General features: G+C 35.1%; 13 protein-coding genes. All 13 read left to right on the plus strand.

The genetic code is table 11. The features are described from left to right. Nucleotides 1–11 precede the first annotated feature (11 nt). On the plus strand, nt 12–761 hold the full coding sequence (locus SFB89_RS03340; protein ID WP_331775526.1) for a TerB family tellurite resistance protein: 750 nt from the start codon (nt 12–14) through the stop codon (nt 759–761). Then, the gene (locus tag SFB89_RS03345; protein ID WP_331775527.1) at nt 758–1,549 is read left to right on the plus strand and encodes a M23 family metallopeptidase; all 792 of its coding nucleotides are present in this window, start codon (nt 758–760) and stop codon (nt 1,547–1,549) included. Before SFB89_RS03340 ends, SFB89_RS03345 begins: the two co-directional genes overlap by 4 nt. Before the next feature lie 13 nt (nt 1,550–1,562). Continuing rightward, entirely contained in the window at nt 1,563–2,219 is a 657-nt protein-coding gene (locus SFB89_RS03350) for a response regulator transcription factor (RefSeq protein WP_331775528.1), read from the plus strand. After that, nucleotides 2,170–3,360 carry a sensor histidine kinase gene (locus SFB89_RS03355; RefSeq protein ID WP_331775529.1) on the plus strand — a complete coding sequence of 397 codons (1,191 nt, stop codon included), beginning with the start codon at nt 2,170–2,172 and terminating at the stop codon, nt 3,358–3,360. Before SFB89_RS03350 ends, SFB89_RS03355 begins: the two co-directional genes overlap by 50 nt. Nucleotides 3,361–3,529: 169 nt before the next feature. Beyond that, nucleotides 3,530–3,913 (plus strand): DUF302 domain-containing protein, encoded by a 384-nt coding sequence (locus SFB89_RS03360; protein ID WP_331775530.1) that lies wholly within the window; start codon nt 3,530–3,532, stop codon nt 3,911–3,913. Between the two features lie 36 nt (nt 3,914–3,949). Continuing rightward, the gene (locus SFB89_RS03365; RefSeq protein WP_331775531.1) at nt 3,950–4,183 is read left to right on the plus strand and encodes an SHOCT domain-containing protein; all 234 of its coding nucleotides are present in this window, start codon (nt 3,950–3,952) and stop codon (nt 4,181–4,183) included. Between the two features lie 19 nt (nt 4,184–4,202). Beyond that, nucleotides 4,203–5,693 (plus strand): multicopper oxidase family protein, encoded by a 1,491-nt coding sequence (locus SFB89_RS03370; RefSeq protein ID WP_331775532.1) that lies wholly within the window; start codon nt 4,203–4,205, stop codon nt 5,691–5,693. Nucleotides 5,694–5,703: 10 nt separating this feature from the next. Next, nucleotides 5,704–6,015, plus strand: a complete 312-nt coding sequence (locus SFB89_RS03375; protein WP_331775533.1) for an SHOCT domain-containing protein — start codon at nt 5,704–5,706, stop codon at nt 6,013–6,015. A 9-nt stretch (nt 6,016–6,024) separates the two neighbouring features. Further along, nucleotides 6,025–8,343: a copper-transporting P-type ATPase gene (locus SFB89_RS03380; protein ID WP_331775534.1), complete on the plus strand. Its 2,319-nt coding sequence runs from the start codon at nt 6,025–6,027 to the stop codon at nt 8,341–8,343. Between the two features lie 10 nt (nt 8,344–8,353). Further along, a complete protein-coding gene (locus SFB89_RS03385; RefSeq protein WP_331775535.1) occupies nt 8,354–8,776 on the plus strand; it encodes a c-type cytochrome in 423 nt (140 codons plus the stop codon). 27 nt (nt 8,777–8,803) lie between these two features. Beyond that, on the plus strand, nt 8,804–10,741 hold the full coding sequence (gene dsbD / locus SFB89_RS03390; protein ID WP_331775536.1) for a protein-disulfide reductase DsbD: 1,938 nt from the start codon (nt 8,804–8,806) through the stop codon (nt 10,739–10,741). Nucleotides 10,742–10,793: 52 nt separating this feature from the next. Further along, nucleotides 10,794–11,426, plus strand: coding sequence for a response regulator transcription factor (locus SFB89_RS03395; protein WP_331775537.1), 633 nt, complete (start codon nt 10,794–10,796; stop codon nt 11,424–11,426). After that, nucleotides 11,413–12,465: a sensor histidine kinase gene (locus SFB89_RS03400; protein WP_331775538.1), complete on the plus strand. Its 1,053-nt coding sequence runs from the start codon at nt 11,413–11,415 to the stop codon at nt 12,463–12,465. The genes SFB89_RS03395 and SFB89_RS03400 overlap by 14 nt, the downstream gene beginning before the upstream one ends. Nucleotides 12,466–12,508 lie beyond the last annotated feature (43 nt).

The following is a 12,508-nucleotide window of genomic DNA, read 5'->3' on the forward strand; positions in this document are numbered from 1 at the left end:
GGAGCGTGTACGTGAAGTTTATTTTATTTGTTATTGTTGCGGGGATATTTTATCTCTTGACCCGTAATTACAAGAGTGATGGCTACAATATTCATGTCAATACCAAGCAGAAATTTGAGGGAAATTTACAAGATCATGAGGCCGGTCTAATCGTCGCGATGATGGCAAAAGTCGCCAAAGCAGATGGACGTGTTTGTGAACTTGAAGCCGAACTTTTGAGCAATACGTTCACCCAGCTCTCATCTGTTTTTGAAAATCAAAGTGAAATACGAGAAAAACTCAAAGATATTTACAAAGAAGAGTTGAAGAGTTTTGCGAATACTTTAGAAATCTCCCAAAAGTATTTTAAACTCACCAAAAACGACTATAATAAGCGCTATGCGACCCTGGAATATCTTCTCAATCTTGCCTTTATTGATAATGAATTTACCAATGAAGAGTACATGATATGTGAGGATATTGCCCAGACGCTAGAGATTAATAAGGCCGATTTTGAAAAACTCGTGGCAAAATTCCGAGAGTTTTATGCGAGTCGATACAATCAGCAAGTCGATTCGTTGAAACAAGCTTATGCTATCATTGGCGCGAATGAAAATGATGATATGCCTACGATTAAAACAAAATATAAAAAATTAGTGCGTGCCAATCATCCCGATCTTTTGATGGGCAAGGGTGCGGAGCAATCGATAATCGACCAAGCGACACAAAAACTACAAGAGATCAATGAAGCGTATGAAATCATCAAGAAAGCACGTGCGTGAAATCACTCCTACTGATTTTTGTACTCGCGCTTTACGTGCATGCGATGAGCATCTTCAACGGTGATGTTGCACTTTTGCAGTTTGATAACAATGTTACGGTACAATTTGAAGGAAAGAGACTGCCTGTTTTGAGACATCCTCGTGAAAAAGGGAAATTTTATGCCCTCGTTCCGATTGCCTATTGCACCAAAAAGGCAGAGACTTATCTTTTAATTGATCAGAAAAAAGTACCTTTACAGATTAAAAAAGGCGCGTATAAAACCGAAAAAATCCATGTCAGTCAATCCAAAGTGACACCGAGTAAAAAAGCTCTGGCACAAATCCACAAAGAGTATCAAGAAGCCTATAAAATCTATAATACCATAACACCCAAACGATATTGGAATAAGCCTTTTATCTTGCCATTGCATTCTCATATCACCAGTGCGTATGGCAATGCCCGGATGTTTAATAATACATTACAGAGTTTTCACTCCGGCACAGATTTTAGAGCAAAAATCGGTACCAAAGTACATGCGGCTAATGATGGTGTGGTCGTGATTGCTAAAAAGCGCTATTATGCCGGTGGTTCTGTCGTAATTGACCACGGTCAGGGAGTGTATAGTTGCTATTATCATTTGAGCCGTATCACTGTTCATGTGGGGGAGAAGATTACCCAAAATGAAGTGCTCGGATTAAGTGGGCAAAGCGGCAGAGTCAATGGTCCGCATTTGCATTTTACCATCATGGTCTATGCCCATGCTATCAATCCGTTGCAATTTGAGAAGCAAATCAACGCACTATTTTAAATAAGGCACCACAGTGAAACTATTATTGTTAGAAGATGATGATATCTTAAATGAGGTCATTTACGCATTTTTAACTTCTAAAGGCTATGATGTAGTGGTGGCTTATGATGGTGAAGAGGCGCAGGAATTGTTATATAAAGAGCTCTTCGATTTGCTACTTTTGGATGTCAACGTACCCAGTGTCAATGGCTTTGATTTATTGCGAGATTTAAGAGACCATCAAATATTAACGCCAGTAATTTTTATTACCTCACTCAATGATACCCAAGATTTAAAAGAGGGATTTGACAGCGGATGTGATGATTACATCAAAAAGCCTTTTGAGTTTGATGAATTAGAGCTGCGTATTAACAATATAAAAAGATTATACAAATTAGACAATAATCAAACGGAAATACTAAAACCCGGAATCTTGTATGATTTCAAATCTTCTAGTATTCTTATCAATGATTGTCCCACTGTGCTTTCCAAAAAAGAGTCTACAGTGTTTGAATATTTTCTAAAAAATAGAGACAGAATCATATCAATTGAGGAGTTGATCGCAAATGTCTGGACGTATGAAGATGCCCCAACACATTCAACAGTGAGAACGTATATAAAAAATTTCAGGAAAATCCTCGGTGAAACATGCATCGAAACCATCAAAGGAGTCGGCTATCGTTTTAACTAAAGATGAGAAAAGAACATTTTTGGGTTTTTTGGGGTTGTATTTGGGCTCTTCTTTATTGTTGATTATTGTTATTGGATATTTTTTTTATGACATACAGATGAAACAATACAATGAATTAGCACTTTCTAAAGTCGAAAACAATGCCAACATAATTACCCGGCAAATCATTCAATCTCAAATGCAAAATACGTCCTTACATCTTGAAAATATGAAAATTGAGAAGGGGTTTAAATATGGACTTTATAATGACAAAAAAAAGCCCATATACACACAAATTAAAGGGCAAATTGATTTTGCTAAGAAATTTTACCGAGAGAAAAATAATATATTTTATGTCGACAATGGGGCAGTTGGACACTTGGGTGTTTATTATGTCGTGGTAAAAGATTCTGATTTTAATATCAGTATTTCAAACCTTTTAAACGATGTTATTGTCGGTATTTTAGTACTTTATATTATCATTGCATTGATTGGATTTTTCTTGGCAAAAATCTTTATTCATCCGATTCAAATTCAGAGAGAAAAATTAAATAACTTCATAAAAGATACAACACACGAACTCAACACACCACTCTCTGCCATACTTTTGTGTGTGGATACGAAAAACTTTTTTAGTGAAGAAAATAGAGAAAATATCAAAATTAGTGCCAAAAAAATCTCAAATATCTATAAAAACCTCACGTATCTCTTCTTAAAGGAGCATCAAGAAAGTCTCATCCATAATACTAATGTGGCCAAGATTTTACAAAGTGAACTGCCCTATCATGAACAACTTGCAAAGAAAAAAAATATCATGATTAATTCTAGCATTGAGCCAACTTTTTTCACAATAAACGATGAGGATTTTTCAAGGCTTACGAGTAATCTGATCTTAAATGCCATTAAATATACAAGAAGAAACGGCGCTATTGCCATTACTTTAAAAGATAAAATATTGATGATAGAAGATAATGGTATCGGTATCGAAAAATCGCAACAAGATAAGATATATGAACGCTATTATCGTGCGACTCAAAATGAAGGAGGCTTTGGATTAGGCTTAAATATCGTCTACACAATCTGCCAAAAATACAAAATCAAAATTGACTTCAATTCAAAAATAAAAAAAGGCACCACCTTCACTCTTGATTTTAACGCTTAAACTGTAAAAGCCAAAGTGCCATCTCTCCACACTAATTACACACCGTTGTTGTAAAATTCAACCTAGAAACTCTAATACTTAACTAATACTTTTATCTTATAGTTTCATTATTAAAAAAAGGTGCTCTAAAGAGCGTGAAAATATAAAAATATTACACGAAGGATATAAAATGCTTTATACAATTAATACGAAAAGTAGTATTGATAGCATAAAAGAAGATATGGCAAGTCGAGCTAAAGAACAAGGCTTTGGCGTCTTGAAAGAGTATCATTTTAAAGAAATTCTTAGCTCAAAAGGCTGTCCCATAGAAAAAGATATCACGGTGTTTGAAGTTTGCAATCCAGGTGCTGCTCAAACAATCTTAGATACTTATCCGGAAGTTTCAGTTTTTCTTCCTTGTCGTATTTCTTTGTATGAGATAGATGGTGAAACAATACTAAGTACAATAGGTATCGATAATATTATCGATAATTTTGCATTAGATAATGAAATTAAAAATTATATGAATACAATATTTGAAAAAGTCAAGAAGATTATGAATACTTGGCAGTAAGTTTTATTAAACAATATCAACAAGAAAGGATATAAAATGTTTGGACAAGGATATATGGGGTATATGGGTGGAATGGGATATTTCCCTTGGATGGGATTAATGTTTTTTATAGTTTTTGCTATCGTTATTTTTCTGTTCGTGAGTTATCTTAAGAAAGATAATTACAGAGAAACAAAGAGCAATAATGCACTCGAAATTTTAGAAGAAAGATTTGCAAAAGGTGAAATTTCAAAAGAAGAATTTTTGGATATGAAAAAAACGATAAGATAGTTATGATATAGGAATGATTATGCAAAGAAGAAATTTTTTAAAATCGAGTACTCTCGCTACTGCTGGTGTAGCGATCTTTGGTTCCAAAAGTTTATATTCTGATGATATTTTTGAACAAAAAAGAGAATTTGTAGTCCCACCTTTATATGAAGGCAAAAAAATTGATGGCAAAAGAGTCTTTGATTTGAATCTTCAAAAAGGTGAGATGGAATTTTTCCAGGGGCTAAAAACACAAACTATCGGTATAAATGCACCATTTTTAGGACCAACTTTACGAGCTAGCCAAAATGATACAATAAAAGTAAATATTAAAAATTCTCTTGGATATGATTCTACTATACATTGGCATGGGTTTGAGCTGCCGGCAAAGATGGATGGAGGACCTCACCAAATCATTAGAGACAGCTCTATTTGGAGTCCTGAGTTTGCAATAAAAAACAGAGCTTCTATGCTTTGGTATCATTCCCATCTTCTCCATCAAACAGGCGCACAAGTATATAAGGGTTTGGCCGGACTATTTATCATAGATGATATTGAGAGCCAAAATTTAAACTTGCCTCATGAGTATGGGATAGATGATATACCTGTAGTATTGCAAGATAGGAATTACAATAACGATGGCTCTTTTAGATATGTAAGCTCGCAACAAGAGAGCATGATGGGAATCCATGGAAATTATGTCTTGGTAAACGGTGTAATAGCTCCAACTCTAAGAGCTAAAAAGAAACTAACAAGATTTAGGATATTAAATGGCTCAAATGCCAGATATTATCTTTTAGGTTTTAGCGATAATAGAAAATTTCAATTTATCGGTAGCGATGGCGGTCTTTTAGAGCAACCAGTAGCCCTTAGCCAAATCAAGCTAGCTCCTGCTCAGAGAATTGATATCGTTGTAGATGTAAGTGATGGTAAAGATGTTGTTCTCAAAAGTTACAGAGGAGCAAATAGCCAAAATATGGGAATGATGGGGATGATGATGCGAAATATGGGTTTTGATAGGGAATTTGATTTGATGAAAATAAAATCAAAAGATGCAAAAAACAGTACCGCAACAGTACCGCAAAATCTCATAAAACATCCTGTTTGGGATCCTAAAGATTCTGTTGGAGTGCGAAATATTGTGCTGCAAATGAGGATGGGAATGGGTATGATGAATAGAGGAAATGGGGATGATAATTTCTTTATAAACGGCAAAAGTATGGATATGAACAGAATTGATGCGATTGCCAAGAAGGATACCTTTGAGATTTGGAAAATTATCAATAAATCACCGATGTCGCACCCTTTGCATATACACAATACTCAGTTCAAAACTTTAGCGATAAATGGAAGAAAACCAAATCCTAGTGAATCTGGCTTTATGGATACTGTAAGCGTAGATCCTATGGGGATAGTTTATATTATGGTGCCTTTTAGATATTATAGTGACAATAAAGTGCCTTATATGTTTCATTGCCACATACTTGAACACGAAGATGGCGGTATGATGGGGCAATTGTTGGTCACATAAGGAAAATGAGATGAAAAATAAGTTTTTAGTAGGGATATTTTTAGTAGGTTCTATGGCGACAGATATATTTGCACATGGCGGAGAAACAGATAGCGGATATGGAATGATGGGGTATAACATGATGGGAGGATTTGGCATGGGATTTAGTTGGTTGATATTAATTTTAATAGGTATTTTTGCATATTATATGGTCAGTAAAAATAATAATCAAAATGAAAACAATGGAGATAAGCCAACGGCTAGAGATATACTCGATCAAAGATTTGCCAATGGTGAAATAGATAAAGAAGAGTATCAAGAAAAAAAAGAGATGTTAAAATAGGAAATTACAATGCAAAAACATAAACATGAGCACAACCATGAAGAGCATAATCATCAAGAAAATGAATATTGTGCAGATGACTCTTGTGATATTGTAGGGCATGAGTTTTATACTTGTCCCATGCATCCGGAAATTCATCAGGATCATCCGGGAAATTGTCCGAAATGTGGCATGGCATTGGAAAAAGAGGTGGAAGCGCTACCAACAGTAACTACTAAATACACCTGTCCTATGCATCCAGAAATCGTAGAAGATGCCCCGGGTAATTGTCCAAAATGTGGAATGGCACTTGAGCCTGTCACCGTTGAAGCAGAAGAAGGTAATGAAGAACTGGAGTATATGAGTAAAAGATTTTGGATCAGTGTGGTTTTAGCACTTCCTGTTTTTCTCATCGCCATGATTGCCGATTTGATTCCAGGCTACTTGCCTACAAGTTTCACACATCAAGGCATACAATGGTTTGAGTTTATATTTGCAACGCCTGTTGTACTTTGGGCTGGATGGCCATTTTTTGTACGCGGATATAACTCGATTAGAACTTGGAATTTAAATATGTTTACTCTCATCGCCATTGGGGTAGGGGCAGCTTATACCTATAGTTTGGTGGCACTCTTTTTCCCTGGAATTTTCCCACCATTGATGAGAAATAATAATGGATTGGTTGCTGTCTATTTTGAAGCAGCATCTGTCATCACAGCACTGGTTCTTTTAGGCCAGGTTTTAGAACTCAGAGCCAGAAGTAAAACCAATACAGCCATAAAAACGCTACTAAATTTAGCACCAAAAACTGCGCATCTCATCATAGATGACTCTGGCAATGAAAAAGAGGTCAATCTGGAGCAAGTCGTAGTAGGCGATAGGTTAAGAATCAAACCAGGAGAAAAGATACCGGTTGATGGAGTTGTAATAGAGGGCAATAGTAACATTGACGAATCCATGATCACAGGAGAGCCGCTGGTAGTTGAAAAAAGAATAGGTGATACGGTTATTGGAGCGACGATAAATAAAAATGGAACCATAATCATAGAAGCTAAAAAAGTTGGAAATGATACGATGCTTTCTCAAATTGTCCAAATGGTATCACAAGCACAGCGATCTCGCGCACCAATTCAGAAGTTAGCAGATACGGTTTCAAGCTACTTTGTACCGGCCGTTGTTATATCTTCTGTTTTAGCTTTTGCAGGCTGGTGGTTTTTTGGACCATCACCCCAACTAGCCTATGCTGTTGTTGCAGCGGTTTCTGTGCTTATTATCGCTTGCCCTTGTGCACTGGGTCTTGCCACACCTATTTCTATCATGGTAGGAACAGGTAGAGCTGCACTTTCTGGTATATTGATAAAAGATGCAAAAACATTAGAGAGAATGGAGAAAGTTGATACCCTAGTCGTTGATAAGACAGGAACGCTAACAGAAGGAAAACCAAGGGTTACGAGCCTAAATATAGAAAATGGATTTAATGAAAAAACTATTTTGGCATATGCCGGAAGTTTGGAGCGAGTAAGCGAGCATCCTTTGGCTGAAGCTGTCATCGAATACGCAAAAGAGAAAAACATCAAATTTTTAAATGTAGAGAATTTTCAAGCAATTACAGGCAAAGGAATTATCGGTGATATTGATGGTAAACGCATTGTGATTGGAAGTGAAGATTTCTTACAAAGCTTGGATATATCTACATCACACATAAAACAAGTTGCCGATGATTTAAGAAGAGAGGGAAAAGGCGTCATATACATGGGTATAGAAGGAAAATTTGGTGCTATCATAGGTATAGAAGACCCGATCAAATCAACTTCTATAGAAGCTATCAAAAAATTAAGAGCTGAAGGTATAAAAGTTGTAATGCTTAGCGGCGACAACCAAATGACTGCAAATGCAGTGGCTAGAAAACTAAATATAGATGAAGTTTTTGCAAATGTCTTGCCTGATGGAAAAGCAGAAGTTATAAAAAAACTTAAAAACACCGGAGCGATTATTGCTATGGCAGGAGATGGGATAAATGATGCCCCCGCCTTAGCCAGTGCTGATGTCGGGATTGCTATGGGAACAGGAACGGATGTCGCTATAGAAAGTGCCGGCATTACATTGATAAAAGGCGATTTGCTTGGCATATTAAAAGTATTAAAACTCAGTCGTGCTACCATGAAAAATATAAGACAAAATCTATTTTTTGCTTTTATCTATAATAGTGTAGGAGTTCCTATAGCTGCTGGAGTCCTTTATCCGATATTTGGGATACTTTTATCGCCCGTGATTGCTGCTGCCGCTATGAGTTTTAGTTCGGTTTCAGTTATCACAAATGCATTGCGTTTAAAAAATGTAAAAATTTAAAAGGAGAAAGATGAAGTGGTTAATTTTAGGTACTGTGGTAATTTTGTTTGCTATGGGGTATTACTTTGAGAACGCAAAGGGTAGCAATGAGAGGTGGTATACGAAAACTCAAGTAGCAAAAGGTGAGAAATTGTTTGCGGCAAATTGTGCCGTTTGCCATGGTTTAAAAGCTCAAAAAACTATCAATTGGAGGCAAAAACTTCCAAATGGACATTATCCACCACCACCTTTAAATGGTAGTGCACATGCCTGGCATCATACTTTTGCACAATTTATCAATCAGATTGATAATGGCGGAGTTCAATATGGAGGTACAATGCCTGCTTTCAAAGGTGTTTTTACTGATGAAGAAAAAAAAGATATCATCAGTTATTTTCAATCATTTTGGAATGATAAAATTTATAAAGACTGGTATGGCCGTAGTGGACTGTAACAAAAGTTATTGAGAAAGGTATAGTGTATGAGAATGTCCCATTTTGATATGAAAAATTTAATAAAAATATTTCTGATAACAATTTTTTTCAATATTTCGCTTTTTGCTGCATTTACGCAGCAAAAAGTACTGAGTCCTGATGAGGCTTTTCAGGTGAGTTCATCAAAGACTGGTAAAGGCATTATATTAAAAATTAAACTTGGCGAGAAGATGTATGTTTATGATAACAAACTGCATGTAGAGTTGATCTCACCCAAAAAAGCTTTATTGGACAAAGAGACAGAACGTCCAAAGCCTGTCTCTTTTCATGGATTTATAGTTCATAGAAAAGATATCAAAATTCTCATTCCAAATCGCGTTATAAAAAAATATATCAATAGCGGTAAATTTAAGATAAAACTTTCATATCAAGGGTGTTCAGAAATGGGTCTTTGTTATCAACCAATGAGTAAAGATTTTATATTTACATCTGCAAAAGTGTTGAATACTGCATCCAGCGATAAGAAGGATATTGTTTTGCCATTTGCTTCTTCCAAAGTATTTAATAACACAACTAATGCTCAAAACAATATTGCAGCACCTCTCGTGTCAAAAAAGTCATTAAACAAGACGACAAAAGTTCAAAACCATTCAACTTTATCATTATCTGAAGAAGATAAAATTTCTAATACTATAAAAAGTAACAGTATTTTCATGGTACTACTTATGTTTTTTGGGTTTGGTCTTTTACTTGCATTAACGCCTTGTGTTCTTCCTATGATACCAATACTTTCTTCAATCATAGTGGCTCAATCAAATAAAGGTATCAATACTAAAAGAGCTTTTTTACTCTCTTTGGTTTATGTTCTAGCTATGTCTTTGACTTATGCTGTTGCTGGTATTATTGCAGGATTATTTGGAGCAAACATCCAAACAGCAGTTCAAAATCCATGGGTAATTTCTACTTTTAGTCTGATCTTCGTGCTCTTGTCTCTTTCAATGTTTGGTCTTTATGAGTTGCAGATGCCAAGCTTTATCCAGTCAAAATTATCAAAAAGCTCTCAAAGCTCAAAAGGTGGATTTGTTGGTGTTGCTATTATGGGATTTTTATCTGCTATTATTGTTGGGCCTTGTGTTTCAGCACCGTTAACCGGAGCATTGATCTATATAGGACAAAGTGGAAATGCCTTGCTCGGTGGATCTGCTCTTTTTGTTATGAGTTTGGGTATGGGAGTCCCACTTCTGATGATCGGTGCGGGAGCTGGGAAATATTTGCCAAAACCGGGCAAATGGATGGATAATATAAAAGCAATATTTGGCGTTTTGATGCTCAGTGTTGCCGCTTGGGAAATGTCTCTTATCATATCTCCATTCGCTTCAATGTTGTTGTGGATGGTATTGATACTTATTTCTTCGATTTATATGGGAGCGCTGGAGCCTTTAGGAAAAAATGTAACAGGCTGGAAAAAACTTTTGAAGGGCATCGCTGTTATCTTTTTTATTTACTCCGTTATGCTTTTTATCGGTGCCATGCAAGGAGCCACAAATCCTTTAAATCCGTTGGCATCAAATAACAGCAATGTCACAAAAATTACTAGCCAAACAAAGCAACAGACAGTCGAGAAAAAATCCGAATTTAAGATAGTCAAAACACTAAATGAGCTCAACAAAGAGATTAAAAACTCAAAAAAGCCGGTTATGGTTGATTTTTGGGCCCAATGGTGTGTGAGTTGTAAAGAGTTTGATGAATATACACTTAAAAACCCTTCTGTGGAAAAAAGATTGGCAAAGTTTCGCTTGATTCGAATTGATGTTACTAAAAATGATGCTAAAGACAAAGTCCTATTAAGAAGGTTTCATGTTTTTGGCCCACCAGTAATTATATTTTTTAAACAAAAGAAGGAATTAAGAACATTTCGAGTTGTAGGTCTCAAAGATGCCACATTTTTTGCAAAACAATTAGATAAGGTGCTTGCTTATCAATGAAAGTAACTTTAGTTTTATTAGTTTTTTGTTTTAAAAATAGTATTCTACGTGTATGAAAATTTTATTACTTGAAGATGACATCGCTTTAGGCGAAACCATACAGGATTTATTAGAAGAGAACAATTACAAAGTCGATTATGTCATAACGGGCAATGAAGCCATAGACTCTAGTTATGACAACAAATATGATTTATATATTTTTGACATCAATGTGCCTGATATTGATGGGCTTGATATACTCAAAGCCCTAAGAGAGGCAGACGATAAAACTCCTGCTATATTTATCAGTGCGATGACTGATTTAAAAACAGTTTTAAAGGGTTTTGAAGTGGGAGGTGATGATTTCATTAAAAAGCCATTTTATCCTGAAGAGCTGTTGGCTAAGGTCAATCTCAAACTTGCTAAAGAAGATAAAACTATCATCTTCGGTAATATAACATTCTTCACAAAAGATGAAAAAATGGAAAAAAATGGAAAAAGTATCTACCTTGGTGGCATACAACTCAAACTCTTCAAACTCTTTATCAACAATACGAACCGCATCATCACCAAAGATGAGCTATATGAGTGTTTGGAAAAACCTAGCGAAAGTGCTTTGCGTTTTCACATAAATAGACTCAAGAATTCTACCGGATTTGATATTAAAAACATAAGAGCAAGTGGGTATATCCTTGAGAAGAGTTGAGATTGAATCTTTTATCAAAAGCTTTCTTTTGTTTTTCATATCTATCTCTAGTGTCATAGGATTTATGTATTATCAAGCATATCAAACAAAACTTCAAGAATTAAAAACTACTATATTTTCACAGATGCAGCTTACAAATCTAGGCGGAAAGACATTAGGTTTTACCAAACAGATCGTTCAAAAAGAGGGTGGCATCGCTCTTGATACTTTCTATTCTGATAGTAAAGACATATTTGTATTTTTTAAAAACAGAGATTCAAATAACTCTCTTGTAAAGATATCTTATCCATTAAAAAATCTTGATAATGATGATAAAATCATTTTTCATAGAAATCTTAAAATATTTTTGCAGAGCCTTGTTATCATCGCCTTTCTTTCAATTCTTTTTTCTTTGTACACACTCTATCCGTTTAAAAAATATCTCAAATTAACAGATGAATTTATAAAAGATATTTTGCATGATTTTAATACTCCGATTGCCACCATAAGATTAAATGCGAGCATACTCAAAAACAAACAAAACAATAAAAATATACAACGCATCGAAGGTGGTATTGAGACGATACTCAATCTACAAAACAATCTCAAAGAATATCTTGAAAATGATATAAAACAGAGTCAAGATTTTAGTCTTAAAGAAGTAGCGATGCAACGAATCCTTTATATGCAAGGAGCGTTTCCTCATATCCACTTTCACTCTGACATAAAAGATAAAACATTGCACTGTTACAAAGATGGTTTTATAAGAATCATCGACAACATCTTATCAAACGCTTGCAAATACAATAAAAAAAATGGAAGTGTTACAGTGAGCCTCAAAGAAAATATGATTTTGGAGATACAAGACACAGGAAGTGGCATAAAAAACCCTAAAAAAATCTTCAATAGATTTTACAAAGAAACCTCCAGAGGTCTAGGCATTGGTCTTCATTTAGTCAAAAAACTCTCAAAAAAGATGCATATACCTTTACATGTGGACTCCGAGGTTGGCATCGGAACAACTTTTAAGCTGGATCTAGAAAATCTAATACTTAACTAACACTCTTATCTTATAATTTCATTATAAAAAAAAGGTGCTCGAA

Source organism: Sulfurospirillum sp. 1612 (assembly GCF_036556685.1).
GTDB lineage: Bacteria > Campylobacterota > Campylobacteria > Campylobacterales > Sulfurospirillaceae > JAADIZ01.